This is a genomic window from Peptoanaerobacter stomatis, assembly GCF_000238115.1.
Lineage (GTDB): Bacteria > Bacillota > Clostridia > Peptostreptococcales > Filifactoraceae > Peptoanaerobacter > Peptoanaerobacter stomatis.
Genome location: NZ_JH414556.1, coordinates 47,932 through 71,168, shown reverse-complemented (window position 1 = coordinate 71,168; position 23,237 = coordinate 47,932). Strand labels below are relative to the sequence as shown.

Sequence of the window (23,237 nt, the reverse complement as noted above, 5' to 3'; positions counted from 1 at the left end):
TAAGATAAGTATATCATCATTTATGGGGTATTTGAAAGGAAAGAGTGCACTTATGATATTTGATAAACACGCAAATTTAAAGTATAAATTTGGGAATCGTCATTTCTGGGCTGAAGGATATTATGTTAGTACAGTAGGGCTGAATGAAGCAACTATAAGAAAGTACATTCAGGATCAGGAGAAACATGACATTGCATTGGATAAATTGAGTGTAAAGGAATTTGAAGACCCTTTTAAGGGTTAGAGCTAAGTAGTAACAATACCCCTTGAGGGGTAGCGACGAGTCAAAAGCAATATGGCTTGAACGGAGCTGTGGGAATGCTGTGTAAGCAGCATTCCCATAGCCTAAAGAGAAAGCCAGCGCCTTGAGACGCCGGCCTAGTAACACGGGCTTATAGCCCGGAGCAAGCCACCCGTTGGACGGGTGGTCATGACTTTTATAAAAATTCATCCTAATTATAAAAATTGTCTCATAAAATTATGTCCGCTATAAAAATATTAGTGATAGTATTTGCAACCAAATATGACCAAATATCATTCAAAGAATACATTGACCGGTTTACGGATAGCAAGGATAAATAGGCATAAATAAAGTTGCTTTAGCAGCAGTCTGAAAAATATTATACAGTTGAGGACACTTATTCAGCATCTCTTGAGAGGTTGTAAGTATTATGCCCTTATAGGGATAGTGCAAACCACCGTTTCAATTAGCTGTTATGATTACTGTATTTTGCAACAGTCTCTTTTTGTACTAAAATGTCATAAATATTATGTACTACATAATTGCTTATCTCTATTATAAAATATCTACTATTAAAATTATATTTTGATTTTTCTTATCATATTATAAATTATATTTAAAATTATCATAAAATATAATAAATTTTATATTATTGTTAGATTTTATGTAAAAAAGGTATAAAAATAATCATACAAAATATATTAATTTTTATGTCAAGCTATATATTGTTGTATTTATAAATGTTATTATTTCAGTATTTACACTATATTTTTTTATATGAGAAAATTGAGTTCAATTATATGATAACATTATATTGATATTATATAAAATAGGGAGGTTTTTATGAAATTGGCTGAAGCTTTGCAAGAACGTGCAGATTTGAATAGAAATATTGAACAGTTGAGAGTACGTTTAGAAAATAACTGTATTGTTCAAGAAGGTGAAACAACTGCAGAAGATCCGATTGAATTGATAAAAGAACTCGATTTGTCAGTAGAGAAATTAAATAAGCTTATGTCTGCAATAAATCTTACAAATTGTACTACAATTGTTGATAATAAACCACTTACAGCTATGATTGCTCAAAAAGATGCGTTATCTGTTAAATTGTCCGTATATAGAGATGTTATAAATACGGCAAGTCGTACAGCTTATAGAGCAACAAGAAAGGAAATTCGTATATTGTCAGCTATAGATGTAAAAGAGCTACAGAAAAAAGCTGATGAAATTGCTAAAAATATAAGACAGATAGATAATAAATTACAAGAGACTAATTGGAAGACAGATATTGATTTTATTTGATTAAATTTTAAATTATTATAATATTAAGTTGGTAGCTTAAATAGGGCGAATGTTATCTTAGCGGTTTGAAATAAACCTCTTTAATACAATAATAGTACCGTAGGGCAGGTAAAAATATAATTGTTATGCCCAGATAATGTACAAGCGTATATTTATTTTGTAAATGTAATTACCGAACATTGACTATATTAAGTGAGGGCGGGAATGGGGGATTTTCATCAATATCATTTACTATATTTATAAAATCTGCTTTTAATACAAAAATATGGGTATAAAAAATAAAAGTATATTACATTTTCACAAGATTTTTATGAAAATGAAAAATGCTTATTAATTTTAACCCAAATAAATATGCTATTGGAGAACAGAATGTTAGAAAGCAATTTTTTAGACCTTATTAATGATAACTACTATATGATATGTATATTTGATGAAAATAAAAATGTTGTTTCAAAAAACAAAAAATTTAATATATTTTTTCAAAAATTAAACAATTATGCAGAGTTTGAAAAAAACTTCATAGAGTATGACGATAGTGGAGTAAGTAGTACGGCTTATATTAAATCTCCTGATTTTGACGGTATTATGAAATTTGAACTATCAAAATCAGAGGGAAATATTCTTGCGATAGGTACAAAGATAAACTATGATAAAGTTATGTCTATGCTGAAAATGGTGGAGAGTAAATATGAAGATGAAGACGAAATTAAAAGTATAAACTTCAATAAAAATAAACTCAAACCATATTGTACATTTATGGTGGATGATTTATGGACTGTTAAGTATTTTTCAGACAATATATATTCATTGCTGAATATAAAAAATCCGTATCTTAAATCAGTAAGCGATGTTTTCGGCAAGGAGTTTTTTGAAAAGATAAATGAACAATTAGATTATTTAGACATATTCAATGATTTATGTATAGAGTATGATGATAAACTCGTAGTAATGACAAAATCTCAATATGGTTATACTATAATAAACATATATCCGTATTCAAATAATGTCTGTAATAAATTTGAAGAAGTTACAAGATTGAAGTATCAAATAGAAAAATTAGAAAATGAGTTAGAGAGAAGAAAAAAGCTTATAGATTTACAAAAGGATATGATAAAAGATTTAAGTACAAAGATAGGATGATATCTTTGTTCTTATTTTATTATCAATTTTATACTAATTTTCTAATAAAATAATAGATGATTTATATAATAAATTTAAAATAATATTGTATTTTATTAAACTTACACAATACTATTTTTTATTGTTTTATTGAATTTTAGTATTGAATAAGTTAAATTAATTTTTGCAAAACTCTACAATATATAAAATGAAGAGGTTGTTTATGATTAAGATTGAAAAATATGAAGTTTCGCCTAAAAAGATGACTTCCGATATAAAGATAACAAATCTTAAATTTGAATCTACAAAAGATTTGAAACCTATGGAAGATATGATAGGTCAAAATAGAGCCTGTCAAGCTATAAATTTCGGAATAAATATGAAGGTAAAAGGATATAACATATATGTATGCGGGATAACAGGTACAGGTAGGAACAGCTATGTAAAAAAAGTATCCGAGAATTATGCAAAAGATAATTTCAGCAGAGAATCATTAAAAGACTATGTATATGTATATAATTTTAAAAACGAATATGAACCTATAAGTATATCTTTTCCGGCAGGAAATGGAAAAGTATTCCAAAAACATATAGAAGAAGCAATTGCTTCTATAAGAAAAGGATTATCAAAAGATTTTACATCTGTTAAATATGGAAATGAATCTATGAAGTTTTCTATAGATTATGAAAATAAAGTAGAAAAAATAATAGATAAATTGAATGAAAAAGCCATAAAAAAGCATATCGTATTTCACATAGGTGAAGATGGACTTGTAAGTATGCCTTTAAACAAAGATTATTCGCTACTTAGTGAAGAAGATATAGAAAAATTGACGGAAGAAGATTTTGCAAAATTCAGATCATCATCTAATAAATTACATAAAGAGCTTACAAAAACATTAGATGAGTTAAGGCGTGCAGAGGAAGAATATAACAATATAGTTGAAACTTATGACAAAAATATAGCTTTAACGGCAATAGAAGCAATACTTAAAAAATATATAGTAATCTATTCATATGACAAAAAAATACTGACTTATTTCGAAAATATGAAAGATGATATATTGCAAAATTTGGAAAAATTTAAACAAATCAACTCAAAAAATAAGGTTATATTCACAGCTATGAAGGTGAATAAATCATTTTTTGACAGGTACAAAGTAAATCTTTTTGTTGATAATTCTACCGCTGAAAAATTACCTGTCATAATAGAAACAAATCCTACTTATTATAACTTAAACGGATATATGGAGTACAAAAACAAGCAAGGTTCTTTCATCACAAGTTTTTTGGATATAAAAGCCGGAGCTATACAAAAAGCAAATGGCGGTTTTTTGATACTTAATGTAAATGACGTTTTAAAAAATCCATATTCTTGGGACTGCATAAAAAGAACTTTGAAAAATAAGACGGCTACTATAGATTCATTATCAGAATACAACAATTATATACTTACCACTTCTATAAAGCCTGAAAAGATTGATATTGATATGAAAGTTATTTTTGTAGGCGATTATGATACTTATGCCCTTTTATATGAATATGATGATGATTTCCAAAAATTATTTAAAATATTGTCGGAATTTGACACTCAAATGGATAATAATGTTGAAAATCAGAAGAATTTTGCACGTTCATTAAAATCTCATTGTGAAAGCAAATCACTTAAATATATTTCAAGAGATGGTATATTTGAGATGATAAGATACAGCAACAGATTGGCTGAAGATAAAAATAAACTCTCATCAAGATACAACAAGATTATGGAATTGATATACGAAGCCAATTATATTGCTGATAAGGACAAAGATGTAATAGATGCACAAGATATATTAAAGTCATTGGAATTCAAAAAATTCAGGAATAATCAATATCAAGAACGATTATATGAAATGTATAAAGACGGAACCTTACTTTTGGATATAGACGGAGAGAAAATAGGTCAAATAAACGGACTTGTTGTAATATCGGAGGGAGAATATTCTTTCGGTTCACCTTCAAAAATAACAGCTTCTACCTATATAGGAAAAGAAGGTATAATAAATATAGAAAGAGAAGTAAAAAATACAGGTTCATCGCATGATAAAGGAGTTATGATTTTATCAGGGTATCTTGGAGAAAGATATGGTAAGGATAAATCTTTATCATTTACAACATCTATTACTTTTGAGCAAAATTACGGTTATATAGATGGAGACAGTGCATCATCCACTGAGCTTTATCTGATGTTTTCCTCAATAGCAGATATCCCTATCAAACAGTATATAGCAGTAACAGGCTCTGTTAGTCAAAAAGGAGAAATACAGCCAATAGGCGGTGTAAATGAAAAAGTAGAAGGCTTTTTTTGAAATATGTTCAATGAAAGGCTTGACAGGTAAACAGGGTGTTATAATACCTAAACTTAATATACAAAACCTAATTTTGAAAAAAGAAGTTATAGAAGCTTGTGAAAAAGGTCTATTTCATATATATGCGATTTCTACAGTAGATGAAGGTCTTGAAATACTTACGGGACTAAAAAGAAATGAGATAGATAAAAAAATGAATGATACATTCCAAAAATTTATTGATTATTATGAATGTGATGATGAAGAATAAATGGAGAATTATATGAAACCTGAAATTAAGACTATAAAAGAATTGGCTACTACAAAATTTTTAAATATGTATGATGTTGATTATGTAAATAAAATAGGCAATTCTAAAAAATGGACTTCAGTATCAAGAGTATCTTTAAAAGAATATGAAAACAGATTGTTAACACATAATACTACTACAGATGCTGTATTAATAGCACCTTATCATATTGAAAAAGAAAAATTGGTGCTTGTAAAACAATATAGAGTACCACTAAATCATTATATATATGAAATCCCAGCAGGATTAGTAGATAATAATGAGGATATAGAAAATTGTGTGAAAAGAGAGTTGTTTGAAGAAACAGGACTTGAGCTTGTTGAAATAAAGAAAGTATTTAAAAATATATATCTATCTCCAGGAATTACAGATGAGTGTGCAAGTCTTGTTTTTTGCACTTGCAAAGGAGATATATCCTATGATTATTTGCAAGAAGATGAAGATTTGACAATACATATGTACAGTCAAGATGAGATTGATGATATAATTAAGAATGAAGAAAAATTAGACTTAAAAACACTGTTTGCTATGCAATTATTTAAAAATTCAGGTAGAGATTTTTGGAAATAATATTTCATTAAATAAAAAATATGCCACATTACATTTATTTTTATAAAAAAACATTATATAATTGATGAAGATATACAATTTATATCGTAGAAACAATGTTAATATTTATAAATTTTAAAATCTGTGTTTTACTACAAATCTATAAAATATAAAATAATCGGAGGTAATGTTATGGATTATATGAAAGAGTATGAAAGATGGCTTGGTAATGAAAAATTAGATGAAGAAAGCAGAAAAGAGTTAGAGTCTATAAAAGACAACAAAGAAGAAATACAAGATAGATTTTATCAAGAATTGTCATTCGGTACAGCCGGATTAAGAGGAAAATTGGGTGCAGGTACTAACAGAATGAACTCCTATGTTGTTGCAAGAGCAACTAATGCACTGGCAAAAGTAATCTCATCATATGGAGAAGATTTTAAGAAAAAAGGTATAGCTATAGCATATGATTGCAGAATATGCTCAGACGAATTTTCAAAAATGTCAGCATTAATAATGGCAAGCTATGGAATAAAAGCATATTTATTTGATTCTTTAAGACCTACTCCGGAGCTTTCATTTGCAGTGAGATATTACGGCTGTGCATCAGGAATAAATATAACTGCAAGTCATAATCCGAAAGAATATAACGGTTATAAAGTGTATTGGCAAGAAGGCTCTCAAATAAAAGATGATATAGCCGACAAAGTGCTTGCAGAAATAAATAAAATGGATATATTTGATTTACCAAGTGTAATATCTGAAAAAGAGGCTCTTGACAAAGGATTACTTGTCTATATAAACAAAGAAGTGGACGAGGCTTATTATGAAAAAGTTCTTTCACTATCTATGAGAGATGACAGTGAAGTCAATAAAGATGTAAAAATAGTATATACACCGCTTAATGGAGCAGGAAATATAGCTGTTCGTACAGTGCTGGATAGAAAAGGATTTAAAAATGTATATGTAGTAAAAGAACAAGAAAATCCTGACGGAACATTTCCTACTATAAAATATCCTAATCCTGAGGATACAAAAGCTTTTGAATATAGTGAAAAACTTGCAAAAGAAAAAAATGCAGATATATTGATTGCGACAGATCCTGATTCAGACAGACTTGCGGTTGAAGTCGTTCATAAAGGAGAAATCATATCTTTAAACGGTAATCAAACAGGAGTTTTACTTATAAATTATATATTAAACTCACTAAAAGATAAAAATTTAATACCTAAAAATCCTGCAATAATTAAATCAATAGTTACAGGAGATATGGGAACAGCCATTGCTAAATCATTCGGTGTAGAAATGATAAGTGTGCTTACAGGATTCAAAAATATATGTGCATTACCTAATGATTGGGATAAGACAGGCGAAAAAACTTATGTATTCGGATATGAAGAAAGTATAGGTTATAACCCTGGAGTATTTGTTAGAGATAAAGATGCGGTATCATCAGCTTTGTTACTTGCAGAAATGGCCGGATATTATAAAAAACAAGGAAAGACACTTATAGATGTGTTAAATGAGTTGTTTGAACAGTACGGATATTATAGCGAAAATACAATATCCGTAGTATTGGAAGGCTTAGAAGGTCAACAAAGAATATCAAGAATGATGAAGGAAATAAGAAATATATATCCAAAACAAATAGGAAATGCGTCAGTTGCAGAAATAACAGATTATGAAAAACAAGAAAAGATAGATTTGATGAGCAATAAAACAGAAAAGATAGATATAGAGAAGACAAACGCAATAAGATTTTTATATGATGACGGCTGTTGGTATACATTAAGACCGTCAGGAACAGAACCTAAGATAAAACTGTATATCTATACAAAAGCAAAAACTATGCAAGAATCAAAAAATCTTTTAAAAGAAATAGAAAAGACCGTATTAGATGTGCTTTATACAATAGAATAAAATAAATAAATTAATACAAGTATTAATTATAAACAAAAAGACTTTTTTACTAATATTTTTTATATTGGTTTAAAAGTCTTTTTACTATTTTGCTTAATTGTAAATATATACTTGTAATATATTGAAAAAAACAAATTCATCTGATATAATCTATATCTGCTTAATCATATTTTTAATTTTCTATGTTTGTAAATATAAGAATACAATCATATATAATTGATTATGAAAGAGTTTTATTTGGCAGTATTTAAAAATATAAATTATACCTTAAAATAAAGGAGAATACATATATGAAACTTGGAATCGTAGGACTTCCGAATGTAGGAAAAAGTACACTGTTTAATGCCATTACAAAGGCAGGTGCTGAATCTGCAAACTATCCTTTTTGTACAATTGAACCGAATGTCGGTGTAGTTGCAGTACCTGATTATAGAGTTGATAAATTATCTGAGATAAATCACTCAAAAAAAACTGTTCACACTTCAATAGAATTTGTTGATATTGCCGGTCTTGTAAAAGGCGCAAGCAAAGGAGAAGGTTTAGGTAATAAATTTTTGTCTCATATAAGAGAAGTTGAGGCAATTGTTCATGTTGTAAGGGCATTTGACGATAGCAATGTAGTGCATGTAGACGGAAATGTCAATCCTCTTCGTGATATAGAAACGATTAATTTAGAATTGATATTTTCAGATATAGAAATATTGCAAAGAAGACTTGCAAAAGCTCAAAAAGCATTGAAAGGCGATAAGAAAATTGCATCTGAAGTAGAACTTATAAACAAAATAATGGCTGTATTGGAAGACGGTAAATCAGCAAGAACAATAGATTTCTCAGAAAAAGAATTGGAAATAATGAAGGATTTCAATTTACTTACAAATAAATCTATAATATATGTTGCAAACGTATCAGAAGATGAGGTATCATTAAATGGAGAAGGTAATGAATATGTAGCAAAAATAAGAGAGTTTGCAAAAGAAGAAAATTCAGAAGTTGTGGTTATAAGCGCTAAAATAGAAGAAGAATTATCTCAACTTTCAGAAGATGAGAAAAAAGAATTTTTAAACGATATGGGAATGGACTCATCAGGTCTTGAAAAATTGGTAAAAGCAAGTTATTCATTGCTTGGTCTAATAAGTTTTTTGACTACAGGAGAAGATGAAACAAGAGCCTGGACAATAGTAAACGGTACAAAAGCACCGGAAGCGGCCGGCAAAATACACTCTGATATACAAAGAGGATTTATAAGAGCAGAAACAATAGGTTATGACGAGCTTGTAGAAATAGGCGGTAATATGGCGGTTGCAAGAGATAAGGGACTTATCCGTTCAGAAGGAAAAGAATATATAGTAAAAGACGGAGATGTTATATTGTTTAGATTTAATGTATAATTTAAATTATTATTTTGAATAAGTTTTTGTAAAAATATATACTTATTTTTAAAATATAATATTATTCGAATAAAAAATTGCTAAAAATCTAAAAATATATTTACTTTATATAAAAAATATGCTAAAATTCAATAGTTAAGTTTATGCTATGTGGGTAGAGACACCGACTTTTCACTTGGCATAGACATATTTAAAAATTTATGGAGGTGTAATAATGACTAAGGAATTAAAACAAGAAATCATAACTAAGTATGCAATTAAAGAAGGAGATACAGGTTCTCCAGAAGTTCAAATTGCTCTACTTACTCAAAGAATAAATGAGTTAAATGAGCATCTACAATTTCACAAAAAAGACCATCACTCTCGTAGAGGACTTTTGAAAATGGTAGGACACAGAAGATCGCTACTTAGATATCTTAAAGAGAAAAGTCTTGATAGATATAATACATTGATAAAGAGTCTTGGACTAAGAAAGTAATCTGTATAAAAGAGCAGGATAGTCCTGCTCTTTTTTTACAAAATATGGAGGAATATTCAATATGTGTAATAAATTTGAAATGGAGCTTGGAGGCAGAACGCTTAGCGTTGAAATCGGCAAGATAGCTCAAATGGCTAACGGCTCTTGTATAATAAGATATGCAGATACAGTTATATTGGTAACTGCAACTAATTCTGATGTTCCAAGAGATGGAATAGATTTTTTCCCGTTAAGCGTTGATTTTGAGGAGAGATTATACTCAGCCGGAAAAATTCCGGGCGGTTTTGTAAAAAGAGAAGGCAGACCGTCTGAAAAAGCCATACTTACTTCAAGACTTATAGATAGACCTATAAGACCTTTATTTCCAAAGGGTTATAGAAATGATGTACAAGTAGTGGCTACAGTTTTATCTATGGATAAAGATGCAAATCCTGACACAATAGCTATGATAGGCTCATCAATAGCTCTAAGCGTTTCATCTATACCGTTTAACGGTCCAACAGGTTCAGTATCTATAGGGTTGATAGATGATCAATTTATAATAAATCCTAACTTGGAACAAAGAGAAAAATCAGAAATGTATCTTGTGGTTTCAGGAACTAAAGATGCTATAATGATGGTGGAAGCAGGCTCCAATGAAGTCAGTGAAGATGTTATGTTGAATGCTATACTTTTTGCACATGAAGAAATCAAAAAAATATGCGATTTTGTGCAAAAAATAGCTGATGAAGTCGGTAAACCTAAAGATGATTATTATGTATTTAAACCTGACGAAGAAGTAGAAAAAGCAGTTGAAGAATATTCAAGCAACAAAATGAAAGATGCAATAAAAACTGTTGATAAACAAGAACGTCAAGATAATATGGAAAAAGTAAAACAAGATGCTATGGAGCATTTTGCGGAGATTTTTCCTGATAACTTGAAAGATGTTGATGAAGTTATATACAATATAACTAAAAAAGAAGTAAGAAATATGATAGTAAAAGACAAGGTAAGACCTGACAACAGATTGCAAAACGAGATAAGACCTATATGGTGTGAAGTCGGTGTATTACCAAGAACTCACGGAAGTGCAGTATTTACAAGAGGTCAAACACAAGTAATGTCAATAACTACACTTGCAGGATTGTCTGAGGTACAAGTAATTGACGGCTTGGATGAAGAAACTGAAAGAAGATATATGCATCATTACAATTTCCCGGCTTTTTCAGTAGGAGAGGCAAGAGCTTCAAGAGGACCTGGAAGACGTGAAATAGGTCATGGAGCCCTTGCACAAAGAGCTATAGAGCCTCTACTTCCTTCTGAAGAAGAGTTTCCGTATGCAATAAGAGTTGTATCTGAGGTAATGTCATCAAACGGTTCAACATCACAAGCAAGTGTTTGTGGAAGTACACTTTCACTTCTTGATGCCGGTGTACCTATGAAAGATATGGTTGCTGGTATAGCTATGGGGCTTATAAAAGATGAGGAAGATGTAGTTATATTATCAGATATACAAGGTATGGAAGACTTTTTGGGGGATATGGACTTTAAAGTTGCCGGCACAAAAAAAGGTATCACAGCTATACAAATGGATATAAAAATTTCCGGTATAGATGAAGATATATTAAGACGTGCATTATCACAAGCAAGAGAAGGCAGATTTCATATACTTGGAGAAATGCAAAAAGTAATAAAAGAACCGAGAGAGCATTTATCACCATATGCACCTATGATAATTAATATGATGATAAACCCTGATAAGATAAGAGATGTAATAGGTAGCGGTGGAAAGATAATAAACAAGATAATAGATGAAACAGGCGTGAAAATCGATATAGACAATGACGGTAAAATATCAATACTATCCAACAATGAAGAAATGTGCCTAAAAGCAAAATCTATAATAGAAGGCATAGTAGCAGAGCCTGAGGTAGGCGCTATATATAAAGGTAAAATTACAAAAATAATGACGTTTGGTGCTTTTGTGGAGATACTTCCTGGAAAAGAAGGATTACTTCACATATCACAAATGGATAAAAAAAGATTGGAAAAAGTAGAAGATATGTTCAAAGAGGGCGATGTTGTAGAAGTGAAATTAACAGAAATTGACGGACAGGGCAGATTGAACCTTTCAAGAAAAGTATTGTTATAGTCTATGGAATTTATTGAATATTTAAAATGATTTATGACAAGTCTTTCTTTTATTAATAAGGAAAGACTTGTATTATTTAAGGATAGAATATGGCAAAAAAAACAAAGAAAACTTCAAAGAAAAATATAAAAAAGAAATCTAAGCTTAATGAAAATTTTTGGGCTTTAATAATGATAAGTACAGCTTTGATATTAACTATAATAGTGTCTATGCCAAATATCGGTTTTATCGGAGGATTTGTCAAATTTGTAATATTAGTATTATTTTCAAAATTCTTTTATTTTATATCCATTACAGTGATTGTTTTAGGAGTGTATAAACTTATATTTTATAATACATATAGTTTCAAAAATTTGAACAAAATAGATATGACAATATTTATGCTTATGCTGATGTTAATATATACAGCTTTTAATTTATCACAACTGCAAGAAAACAGCAGTATTTCTTTTGAAAGTTTAAAAAATATAGTATCAGATGCACAAGTATATAAAGGTCTTGGTATAATTTGCTATATATCATCATTTTTTTTCTATAAGCTCATAGGAAAAACAGGTATAATGCTTTTTGTATTTTTTTCCTTCTTATATCTTGTAATTAAATATCAAAGAAAAAAATTAATCAGCATTGTAGATTTAACTAAGCATAATATATATAATAAAACTCAAGAGGTAAAGTCTAAAAGAGAAAAACGACAAGAATATAAAAAAGAAAAAATAAAATTAATGACATTGTTGCCAATTATTTTAATGATGCACCTGGCTATGATGATATTTCAGAAAAAACGAAAAAAACATTGTTGAGATATGACGATAATATTTCAAACGATGTAAAAATAACAGGTGTAAATGATGTACAGGATGAAAATATAAAAGATGATTGCATAGAAGATTATGAAGAAAAAAATGAAGCAATAAAAACTGAAGAACTAAATATATCTAAAAATGATGTATCATATGAAAACAATGTGATTGGCAAAAAAATCAGCAATTTAGACAGTATAAAATTTGATAAAAATGAAACAGAAAAAATAGAAACAATAATAGAAAATGATAATCAAAAAGATGAAGATGATATAAATCTATCACAAGGTTTAAAATTGGAAAGCCCTAAGAAAAAAATATATAAAAAGCCTCTTATAGAATTATTGAATGAATATAAAAAAGTTGTTATTCAAGATAAAACAGAAAAATTAAGAAATGCACAAGCACTTACTCAAACTCTTGCAAGCTTTGGAGTAGAAGCTAAGGTAGAAAACATAGCTGTAGGTCCGACAATCACAAGATATGAGTTAAAACCTAAAGTAGGAACTAAAGTGAGTAAGATAACAAATCTTACAGAAGATTTGGCACTTGCTCTTGCAGCAAAAGCTATAAGAATAGAAGCGCCAATTCCGGGGAAATCATTTATAGGAGTTGAGGTTCCTAACGAAATATCACAGACAGTCAGTTTTAAAGAAGTAATTAAGACATGTATAGATAAAAAAGACAGTTATAATATAGTTTTTGCAATGGGAAAAGATATATCCGGTGAGGTTATATTATCGGATATAACAAAAATGCCTCATGCACTTATTGCAGGTTCTACAGGGTCAGGAAAGTCTGTTTGTATAAATACAATAATATGTAGCATTATTTATAATTATTCACCTGAAGAAGTCAAGCTTATACTTGTGGATCCGAAAGTTGTAGAATTGTCTATATATAATAAACTTCCACATCTTATAATACCGGTTGTAACAGATATGAAGAAAACACCTCAGGCATTAGCTTGGGCAGTGAATGAAATGGAAAAAAGATATGCCTTGTTTGCAGAACATAAATCGAAAGATATCAACAGTTACAATCAAAAATCAACAGAAAAAATGCCAAGAATTGTTATAATAATTGACGAGCTTGCAGATTTGATGATGGTAGCTCCAAAGGAAATAGAAGAAGCTATATGCAGATTGGCACAAAAAGCCAGAGCTTGCGGTATACATTTGATAGTTGCAACACAAAGACCGTCAGTAGATGTAATAACCGGTCTTATAAAAGCAAATATACCTTCAAGAATAGCATTTGCAGTATCATCACAGACAGATTCAAGAACAATATTGGATTCCGGCGGTGCTGAAAAATTGCTCGGTAAAGGAGATATGCTATATTCTCCAATCGGTATGAATAAACCTATAAGGATACAAGGAGCTTTTTTGACAGAAGAAGAAGTAGAAAAAATAACGGAATTTATAGAAATAAATAATCCTGTAGAAGGTTTACAAGAAAAACAGGAAGAAGTATCGAAACAGATAGATGATATTGTACTTGAAACTGATAAAAAAGGTAAATCTGATGACGATTTATATGATAAAGTCGTAGAGTTTGCAATCAGTAATGGAGAAATATCTGTATCATTGGTGCAAAGACAATTTAGGATAGGTTACAATAGGGCATCAAGAATAGTGGATGATATGGAGAAAAACGGAATAGTAGGTAAGAGTGACGGCTCAAAACCGAGAAAAGTTTTAAATAATTAAGTTTAGATTTTTGGTGATTAATATGCAAAATATAAGTCTAAGAGCGAATGCAAAGTTAAACCTTTTTTTGAAAATAAACGGAATAACAAACTTCGGTTATCATGATATGACTATGATAAATCAAAGCATATCATTGTATGATGATATAAAAATAACAAAAAATGATAATCAAGGCATAAAAATAATAGATGAAACAACAGATATAGAATTTAAAGAAAATATAATGTATAAGACAGCTAAGATTATAAATGACAAAATATCAAAAATAGACGTTGACATAGAAATAAATAAAAAAATTCCGATGCAAGCAGGTTTAGGTGGGGGAAGCAGTGACGCTGCTGCTGTAATAATAGGACTTGATCATATATATAATTTAAGCCTAAGTGATGATCAGAAAATAGATATTGCCGTAAAAGTTGGTGCAGATGTACCTTTTTGCTTATTTGGAGGCACTAAGTATGTTGCGGGGATAGGAGAAAAAATAAATGATGTAAAATCAGACAATTTTTTATTTATAATAATAAAACCTGATGATAATATGCCTACAAATCAAGCATTTATGCTCTATGACAACAGTGAAAAGATAAAGCGGAGTGCTGAGTTTCTAAAAGGAATAAAAAATATAGATTTAGATTTAATAAGAAAAAACTTCTATAATGATTTTGAACCTGTAATATCTGATAAATTTTCTGTAATAGAAAAAATAAAATCGGATTTTTATAAAATAGGTGCAAGTTTTACTATGATGAGCGGAAGCGGAACAACGGTATATGCAATATTTGATGAAGAAAAAACAAGACAAAGAGCATATGATTATTTGAAAAATGAATATAAAAATATATTTTTGTCAAATACTACAAAATCAGGCATTGAAATAGTAAGTTGCAGTTAAAGAATAAGTATATTCTTATATGTAATAGACTAACTCTAATCACTGTGGTATAATATTTAATTGATATGATAAGGAAATGGCTATGAATGTAACTGTAAAGATTAATACATTACAAATTGATCTGACTTCAAACAAGAAAGATAATATAGATTTTGAGTCATTAGGCAGTATAAAGTCTGTTAAAAATATAGATTTAATAAAATATGAAGAAAGTGAAATAACAGGCTTAAATGGAAATACAACAGTTTTGAAAATAGAAAAAGATTCTGTAACTATGCTTAGATATGGAAAAAACTGCGGAACTATGTATTTTAAAGAGGGAATCAGCTCAAAAACTTTATATAATACAGATTATGGAAGCTTTGAACTTGAAATTTTTACAAAAAAATTGAATATAGAAAAATATACTGATGATTTACTGTATAAAATAAATATAGAATATGATATAAATATTAAAGATTTATTTAATGGATTAAATATACTTGATATAACTGTCAAAAATATAAAATAGTTTATTGTTTGATTAATGGATGAAGCTTTTGAACATATATAGATTTAGGGGATTTAATATGCTAATATATTCAGTTAAAGAAACAATAGAAAGAGAAAATTTGGTAAAAAACGGAGACAAAATATTGGTTGCACTTTCCGGTGGACCTGATTCGATATGTCTTTTAGACATACTTGTAAAATTGAGAGAAGAATATAATCTTACAATATATGCGGCGCATTTAAATCATAGAATTCGTGGTGTAGATGCGCAAAAAGATGCGTTATATTGTAGTGAAGTATGCGAAAAAGACGGAGTTATATTTTTTCTGAAAAGTGAAGATGTACCTGCTCTTGCTAAAGAAAAAGGTAAATCTATAGAAGATATGGCAAGACAAGTGCGCTATACAATGTTATTTGATATAAAACAAAAATTAGGAATAGATAAGATTGCAGTTGCACATAATCTTGATGATCAAGCCGAAACAGTACTTATGAAATTACTAAGAGGCTCAGGAATGCAAGGATTAAGAGGTATGGACTACATAAGAGATGACGGTATAATAAGACCTTTGTTGGACATATACAAATATGATATATTGCAATACTGTGAAGAAAATTATCTAAACCCGAGAATAGATAAAACCAACTTTGAAGATGAATATACAAGAAATAAAATAAGATTAAATCTCATACCGTATCTGGAAAAAAATTATTCCTCGAATATTAAACAAATACTTTCAAGAACTGCAAATATAATAAGGGAAGATTATAATTTTATAGAAAATGTTGCTAAAGAAAACTATGAGCTTATAAAATCATATCAAGATGACAATGAAACAGTATTGGATATAGAGCTTTTAAAAAATATTGATAAGTCAATAAAAAGAAGAATAGTCAGAATGGCAATAATATCGATATTGAAAGATTTAGACAATATAGAAACAGTTCATATAAATGATATTATAGAGCTTATGGATAAAGATAACGGGAAAATGCTAAATCTTCCAAGAGGGTTAAAAGTATATGTAAATTATGGTAAATTGACATTTACCTTAAAAGAAAAAGTAATTGAGGAAAAAAAATACAGTTACAAAATAAATCTAAATGGGTATACAAGAGTAGATGAGTTAAATTTAACAGTTATTTCAAATATTATATCAAAGCAAGAATGTTTAAGATATCCGACTACTAAATATGCAAAAGCATTTGATTATTCAAAGATACAAGGCGACTTGGTGATAAGGAATAGAGAAAATGGGGATAAAATAAATGCGATAGGATTGAAAGGCACAAAAAAGATAAAAGATATATTGATTGATAAGAAAATACCTGTAGAAGAAAGGTATATGTATCCTATTTTTAGTGATGATAACGGAATTTTGTGGCTATTCGGATATAGAATTGCAGAAGATTATAAAATAGATGAAAGTACTGACAAAGTAGTTAGAATACAGTTAAAGTATGATGTTAACAGGAGGGACATAATTGAAAAATTTATTTAAAGAAAGTATATTCTTTATAGTTGTTATACTTGTTGTAGCTTTTGGTCTTAGACTTGTAAATTTTGAAACTACACAGGCAAGTTCAACAATACCGTTTTCAGAAGTGTATAGCAATTTAGAAAAGGGACAATTAAAGTCTATAACATTTACAGATAGGAAGATAAAAGGACAAACTATAAGAGGCGAAGAATTTGAATCATATTTGCCGTATGCAATAGATACAGATGCGTTTTCTAATGAATTAATCAAAAATATAACTGAAAACCATCTCGTTGTAACTGGTACTCCGGAAGCACAGACTCCTTGGTTTTTGAGTTTTCTTCCAAGTATAATACTGGTTATAGCTTTAACAGGAGTACTTTTCATAATGATGCAACAGCCACGTGGAAATGGCGGTGCTAAATTTAATACCTTCGGAAAAGCTAAAGCAAAGACACAAGTGTCTGAAAATAAAGTCAGATTTGAGAATGTTGCCGGACTTGATGAAGAAAAAGAAGAATTGCAAGAAGTAGTAGATTTTTTAAAAAATCCAAAAAAATATATAGAATTAGGAGCAAGAATACCAAGAGGTATATTGATGATAGGACCTCCGGGAACAGGTAAGACATATTTATCAAAAGCAGTTGCAGGAGAAGCGAAAGTACCGTTTTTTTCAATAAGCGGTTCAGACTTTGTTGAGATGTTTGTCGGAGTAGGGGCATCAAGAGTTAGAGATTTATTTGAACAAGCCAAAAGAGATGCTCCATGTATCGTGTTTATTGATGAAATTGATGCAGTAGGTAGAAAAAGAGGTGCAGGCTTAGGTGGCGGACATGATGAAAGAGAGCAGACACTTAATCAATTATTGGTAGAAATGGACGGCTTTGGAGAAAATCAAGGCGTTATAGTTATGGCGGCGACAAATAGACCAGACATATTAGACCCGGCATTGTTAAGACCGGGAAGATTTGACAGACAAGTAATGGTTGGAGCACCTGATATAAAAGGAAGAGAAGAAATATTAAAAGTCCATTCAAAGAATAAACCGCTTGCTCAAGATGTAAATTTAAAAACACTTGCTAAAAGAACACCGGGTTTTACACCGGCAGATATAGAAAATCTTATGAATGAAGCTGCAATATTGACAGCAAGAGTAAACGGTAAAAAAATAAATATGGAAACGATAGAAGAGGCAATAACAAAAGTAATTGCGGGAATACCTAAAAAATCAAGAATAATAAGTGATAAAGAAAAAAAATTAGTATCTTATCATGAGGCTGGTCACGCAGTTATAGCAAGATTATTACCGGATTTTGACCCTGTACATCATGTAACCATCATACCAAGAGGTAGAGCAGGAGGATTTACAATGACTTTACCTGAAGATGATGTAAATTATATGACAAAATCAAAAATGAAAAATGAACTTGTAGATTTACTCGGTGGAAGAGTAGCGGAAGAAATCATATTGGAAGATGTATCTACAGGTGCACAAAATGACTTGCAAAGAGTATCACAGATAGCAAGGGCTATGGTTACAAAATATGCTTTCAGCGAAAATTTACCGTCAATGTCATTTGGAGATTCTTCAGATGAAGTATTTTTGGGAAGAGATTTTACAACAAGAAGAAATTATTCAGAAGAAGTTGCATCACAGATAGATAAAGAAGTTGAAAAAATAGTTCAAGTCGCTTATGACAGAGCTAAACAGATTTTAATTGAAAATATTGATAAACTTCACAATGTGGCAAAAGCATTGATGAAATATGAAACTTTAGATAAAGACCAATTTGAATCAGCTTATAACGGTACACTTAATCTTGAAGAAGATGAAAATACCAATTCTAAAATAAACTCTAACGATTCTTTAGATATTGCTTCAAATGAAAACCGAAAAATAGATTTAGAAAAGTCTTTATAAGAAAGTCAGTCCATATGATATTTAAAATATTTGTAATATATAAAAATAGAATCTATTATATAGGTTCTATTTTTATATATTTATGCAAAGTTTACAATATGTAATACTAAAATACTATTGCAAATGATAATATTTCTGAGTTTTATATATTTTTAGTTTGTAAAAGTATAATTTTTTAAATATATTATAATATACTTTTAATCAATGTTCAGTATAAATAATATTTTTTTGTAGGAAGGAGAATAAATGAAAGAAAATTACAGTGTATTTTATTTGTTTAAGAGGTTCAAACCATATTATAAAAAATACTATGGAACACTTCTTATAGACTTAATATGTGCAATGTTTTCAACAATGTGTGATTTGATATTGCCGATAATTTTGAGATTTTTGACTAATACAGCAAGAGAAGATATAAATAATCTTACAATAGAGTTAATACTTATGCTTGGCGGATTATTTGCTGTTCTTAGAATACTTGATACTATGGCTAATTACTATATGCAATATATAGGTCATGTTATGGGGGCTAAGATAGAAACAGATATGAGATATGATGTGTTTTCAAAATTACAACAATTGCCATATTCGTATTATAATACTAATAAATCAGGTCAGATATTGTCAAGAATAACCACAGATTTATTTGAAGTTACAGAGTTTGCCCACCATTGCCCTGAAGAGTTTTTAATAGGCGGTGTTAAACTTATAATTTCATTCTTGATACTTATAAATATTAATGTTCCGCTTACTTTGGCTATTTTTATTACAATCCCTATAATGGTTATGTCAATATCAAGATATAACTTAGCAATGAGAACATCTCAAAAAAGCCAAAGAAATCAAATAGGTGAACTCAATTCCGGAATAGAAAACAACATATTAGGTGCAAAAGTGGTAAAATCTTTTGCAAATGAGGAGCTTGAAATAGAAAAATTTCATAAAGAAAATCTTAAATTTTTAGGGATTAAAAAGAAGTTTTACAAGAGTTTAACAGGTTTTCATGCAGTATCTAGAATATTTGACGGTATAATGTATCTTATAGTAATAGTTTACGGTTCATATCTTATGAAATCAGGTCAGATAAAAGCCGGAGATATGTTTTTATACACATTGTATATAAATATGTTGCTTGCCACTGTTAAAAGAATAGTAGAATTTATGGAGCAATTCCAAAGAGGAATGACAGGTATAGAAAGATTTATAGAAATAATGGATGTTGAAAATGACATTAAAGATAGTGAAAATGCCATAGAGCTTACAGATGTAAAAGGTGATATAAAGTTTGATAATGTAAGCTTTTCATATCCGCTTAGTGATGTAAATGTCCTTGATAATGTAAGTTTTTCTATAAAACATGGCGAAAATGTTGCACTTGTAGGTTCATCAGGAGTTGGAAAAACAACTATATCCAACCTTATACCAAGATTTTATGACATAAATTCAGGCAGTATAACTCTTGACGGAATAAATATAAAAGATATAAAGCAAATAAGTCTAAGAAACAATATAGGAATAGTTCAGCAAGATGTGTATTTATTTTCAGGGACAGTTTATGAAAATATAATATATGGGAAAAAAGATGCATCAAAAGATGAGGTAGTAAAAGCAGCTAAAATGGCAGGTGCGTATGATTTTATAATGGAGCTTGAAAATGGATTTGATACTCATATTGGAGAAAGAGGAACCAAATTATCAGGTGGACAAAAACAAAGAATAAGTATAGCAAGAGTATTTTTGAAAAATCCTCCTATTTTGATATTGGACGAAGCAACTTCAGCATTAGATAATACAAGTGAAGCGATAGTGCAAAAATCTCTTGAAATTTTAGCTGACGGAAGAACTACATTTACAATAGCTCACAGATTGTCAACTATTAAAAATGCTACAAAAATATTGGTGCTTACTGAAAACGGTATAGAAGAAAGCGGCACACATAATGAACTTATGAATAAAAAAGGTGTATACTATAATCTATATAATAAAAATATAGACGAAACAGCTGTAAATCTATAATGTATTTGATATTTAGCTTTCAATTTAGAAACTATTAAAAATTTATTGTTAAAAAATTAAGAGTTATAGGAGGATTAAATGAAAAATGCTGTTGTATATATACATGGTAAAGGCGGCTCCGTTGATGAAGCTCATCATTATGAGAAATTTTTTAATTATGAGTATGATATTATAGGCTTTGATTATAAATCGAAATTACCATGGGAAGCTAAAGCTGAATTTCAAAAGTACTTTACTGATATTTTTTCAAGATATAATGAGGTTATATTAATTGCAAATAGCATTGGAGCATATTTTTCTTTAATATCCTTATCCGAAAACTTTATTAAAAAAGCAATGTTTGTTTCACCCATTGTAGATATGGAAAATTTAATTTTGAATATTATGAGTCGGTTAAATATATCAGAGGAAAAACTATATAAAGAAAAAACTATCACAACACCCTTTGGAGAAAACTTATCATGGGAATATCTTTCTTATGTTAGAAATAACCCTATAACTTGGGATATACCAACCAATATTCTTTACGCAAAGAATGACAATATGACTTCTTTGGAAACAATGACAAATTTTGCAAATAAGATAAATGCAAATATTACAATTATGGATAATGGAGAGCATTTTTTTCATAAAAAGGAACAAATGATTTTCTTAGATAATTGGTTCAAGGAATTTATATAATAAATCGAAGTTTTTATAGTTGATGATTAAAAACAAAACATATATATTGTAAAAATTTGGAGATGGAAAAAATAAGACAATATTGAAATTTGGGGAGTTAATTATGAGAATTGAACATATTGCAATATATGTAAATAGTCTGGAGGATGCTCGAAAATTTTTTATAAAATATTTAGGAGCAAAGTCAAATGACGGTTACCACAATTTACAAACAGGTTTCAGATCGTACTTCCTTTCATTTGATGATGGAGCACGTATTGAAATTATGAATAAACCAGAAGTTTTAGATTTGTCGAAAGAATTTGAGCATACCGGATATTCACATATAGCTTTTAGTGTGGGAAGTAAAGATAAAGTAGATGCTATAACTGAAGAGTTGAAAGCAGGCGGATATGAAGTTATCAGCGGACCGAGGACAACGGGAGACGGTTATTATGAAAGCTGTATAGTTGCTGTTGAACAAAATAAGATTGAAATTACGGTTTAAAATTTTTATATTGTTGTTAGATTTTATATAAAAAAGGTATAAAAATAATCATATAAAATATATTAATATAGAGGTTATTATGCTTGATAAATTACAAAAATATGGAATAAGTGACAATATTATAGATGAACTTAGATATTTTAGAAAATATTATAAAACAGATGACAGTGTTATTAACAGAATACAAGAGCCTAAGAGTTTTTATTATGGCATAGATATTTGGGAACAATGCCTTTATGCTCTTTTAAACTCTCAAAACATACTTTTAGTAGGTACAAAAGCTACTGGAAAAAATATACTTGCAGATAATCTGGCATATGCTTTTGCAAGGCCTAAATGGACAGTATCTTTTCACAACTTTTTAGATGCTGATGATTTGATAGGGGTAGATACTTATAAAAACTCACAAGTAATTTTTAGAAATGGTTCAATAAGTGAGTGTTCCATATATGGAGGTTTTGGTATATTAGATGAGATAAATATGGCTAAAAATGATGCCATATCGGTCTTATATTCAGCTCTTGACTATAGAAGAGTAATAGATATATCAGGATATAAAAAAATAGATATATCCGAGCCTACAAGATTTATAGCTACAATGAATTATGGCTATTATGGAACAAAAGAACTCAATGAAGCATTAATATCAAGGTTTGCAGTAATACAAATGCCAAAGCTTAATAAAGATATGATATTTGAAATATTAAAAGGTTCTTTTACGAATATAAATGAAGACAGCTTACAATTATTATCAGAAATATTTGAAAATTTACAGACAAAAGCACAAAATGGACAAATATCATCAAAAGCTGTAGATTTAAGAGGGCTTATAGATGCTGTATCTCTTGCCAAAAAAGGAATGAATATAAGCAAGGCACTTCAGATATGTATTACAAATAAAGTATTTGACGAATATGAAAGACAAATAATATCTGATTTAATAAAATTAAAATTATCGAATAAAATTTCTTTGGCAGGTGATTAA

At 29.2% G+C, this 23,237-nt stretch carries 20 protein-coding genes; all 20 read left to right on the top strand.

Annotated elements, in window-relative coordinates; all coding sequences use genetic code 11:
* Positions 1-244 (top strand): IS200/IS605 family transposase (tnpA, locus tag HMPREF9629_RS07700; RefSeq protein WP_009525825.1); only part of this gene is annotated, 244 nt, incomplete at its 5' end.
* Between the two features lie 840 nt (positions 245-1,084).
* Positions 1,085-1,543 (top strand): DIP1984 family protein, encoded by a 459-nt coding sequence (locus HMPREF9629_RS07695; protein WP_009525824.1) that lies wholly within the window; start codon positions 1,085-1,087, stop codon positions 1,541-1,543.
* Positions 1,544-1,912: 369 nt separating this feature from the next.
* Positions 1,913-2,683, top strand: coding sequence for a hypothetical protein (locus HMPREF9629_RS07690; protein WP_009525823.1), 771 nt, complete (start codon positions 1,913-1,915; stop codon positions 2,681-2,683).
* A 202-nt stretch (positions 2,684-2,885) separates the two neighbouring features.
* Entirely contained in the window at positions 2,886-5,009 is a 2,124-nt protein-coding gene (locus HMPREF9629_RS07685) for an ATP-binding protein (RefSeq protein ID WP_009525822.1), read from the top strand.
* Positions 5,010-5,019: 10 nt separating this feature from the next.
* Positions 5,020-5,259 (top strand): hypothetical protein, encoded by a 240-nt coding sequence (locus tag HMPREF9629_RS12255; RefSeq protein ID WP_009525821.1) that lies wholly within the window; start codon positions 5,020-5,022, stop codon positions 5,257-5,259.
* A 12-nt stretch (positions 5,260-5,271) separates the two neighbouring features.
* On the top strand, positions 5,272-5,868 hold the full coding sequence (locus HMPREF9629_RS07680; protein WP_009525820.1) for an NUDIX hydrolase: 597 nt from the start codon (positions 5,272-5,274) through the stop codon (positions 5,866-5,868).
* 171 nt (positions 5,869-6,039) lie between these two features.
* On the top strand, positions 6,040-7,767 hold the full coding sequence (locus HMPREF9629_RS07675; RefSeq protein WP_009525819.1) for a phospho-sugar mutase: 1,728 nt from the start codon (positions 6,040-6,042) through the stop codon (positions 7,765-7,767).
* A gap of 290 nt (positions 7,768-8,057) precedes the next feature.
* A complete protein-coding gene (gene ychF / locus HMPREF9629_RS07670; RefSeq protein WP_009525818.1) occupies positions 8,058-9,155 on the top strand; it encodes a redox-regulated ATPase YchF in 1,098 nt (365 codons plus the stop codon).
* Positions 9,156-9,369: 214 nt separating this feature from the next.
* Positions 9,370-9,633 carry a 30S ribosomal protein S15 gene (rpsO, locus tag HMPREF9629_RS07665; RefSeq protein ID WP_009525817.1) on the top strand — a complete coding sequence of 88 codons (264 nt, stop codon included), beginning with the start codon at positions 9,370-9,372 and terminating at the stop codon, positions 9,631-9,633.
* Between the two features lie 61 nt (positions 9,634-9,694).
* Positions 9,695-11,767, top strand: coding sequence for a polyribonucleotide nucleotidyltransferase (locus tag HMPREF9629_RS07660; protein ID WP_009525816.1), 2,073 nt, complete (start codon positions 9,695-9,697; stop codon positions 11,765-11,767).
* Positions 11,768-11,856: 89 nt separating this feature from the next.
* Positions 11,857-12,570, top strand: coding sequence for a hypothetical protein (locus HMPREF9629_RS12250; protein WP_009525815.1), 714 nt, complete (start codon positions 11,857-11,859; stop codon positions 12,568-12,570).
* Positions 12,567-14,282 (top strand): DNA translocase FtsK, encoded by a 1,716-nt coding sequence (locus tag HMPREF9629_RS07650; protein WP_009525814.1) that lies wholly within the window; start codon positions 12,567-12,569, stop codon positions 14,280-14,282. Before HMPREF9629_RS12250 ends, HMPREF9629_RS07650 begins: the two co-directional genes overlap by 4 nt.
* 22 nt (positions 14,283-14,304) lie before the next feature.
* Positions 14,305-15,174 (top strand): 4-(cytidine 5'-diphospho)-2-C-methyl-D-erythritol kinase, encoded by an 870-nt coding sequence (ispE, locus tag HMPREF9629_RS07645; RefSeq protein ID WP_009525813.1) that lies wholly within the window; start codon positions 14,305-14,307, stop codon positions 15,172-15,174.
* Between the two features lie 82 nt (positions 15,175-15,256).
* The gene (locus HMPREF9629_RS07640; RefSeq protein ID WP_009525812.1) at positions 15,257-15,685 is read left to right on the top strand and encodes a DUF1934 domain-containing protein; all 429 of its coding nucleotides are present in this window, start codon (positions 15,257-15,259) and stop codon (positions 15,683-15,685) included.
* 58 nt (positions 15,686-15,743) lie between these two features.
* A complete protein-coding gene (tilS, locus tag HMPREF9629_RS07635) occupies positions 15,744-17,168 on the top strand; it encodes a tRNA lysidine(34) synthetase TilS (protein WP_009525811.1) in 1,425 nt (474 codons plus the stop codon).
* The gene (gene ftsH, locus HMPREF9629_RS07630; RefSeq protein ID WP_009525810.1) at positions 17,152-19,068 is read left to right on the top strand and encodes an ATP-dependent zinc metalloprotease FtsH; all 1,917 of its coding nucleotides are present in this window, start codon (positions 17,152-17,154) and stop codon (positions 19,066-19,068) included. The genes tilS and ftsH overlap by 17 nt, the downstream gene beginning before the upstream one ends.
* 246 nt (positions 19,069-19,314) lie before the next feature.
* Positions 19,315-21,084, top strand: coding sequence for an ABC transporter ATP-binding protein (locus HMPREF9629_RS07625; protein ID WP_009525809.1), 1,770 nt, complete (start codon positions 19,315-19,317; stop codon positions 21,082-21,084).
* 78 nt (positions 21,085-21,162) lie between these two features.
* Positions 21,163-21,765: an alpha/beta hydrolase gene (locus HMPREF9629_RS07620; protein ID WP_009525808.1), complete on the top strand. Its 603-nt coding sequence runs from the start codon at positions 21,163-21,165 to the stop codon at positions 21,763-21,765.
* Positions 21,766-21,868: 103 nt separating this feature from the next.
* Positions 21,869-22,252 (top strand): VOC family protein, encoded by a 384-nt coding sequence (locus HMPREF9629_RS07615; RefSeq protein WP_009525807.1) that lies wholly within the window; start codon positions 21,869-21,871, stop codon positions 22,250-22,252.
* A gap of 79 nt (positions 22,253-22,331) precedes the next feature.
* Entirely contained in the window at positions 22,332-23,237 is a 906-nt protein-coding gene (locus tag HMPREF9629_RS07610; RefSeq protein WP_009525806.1) for an AAA family ATPase, read from the top strand.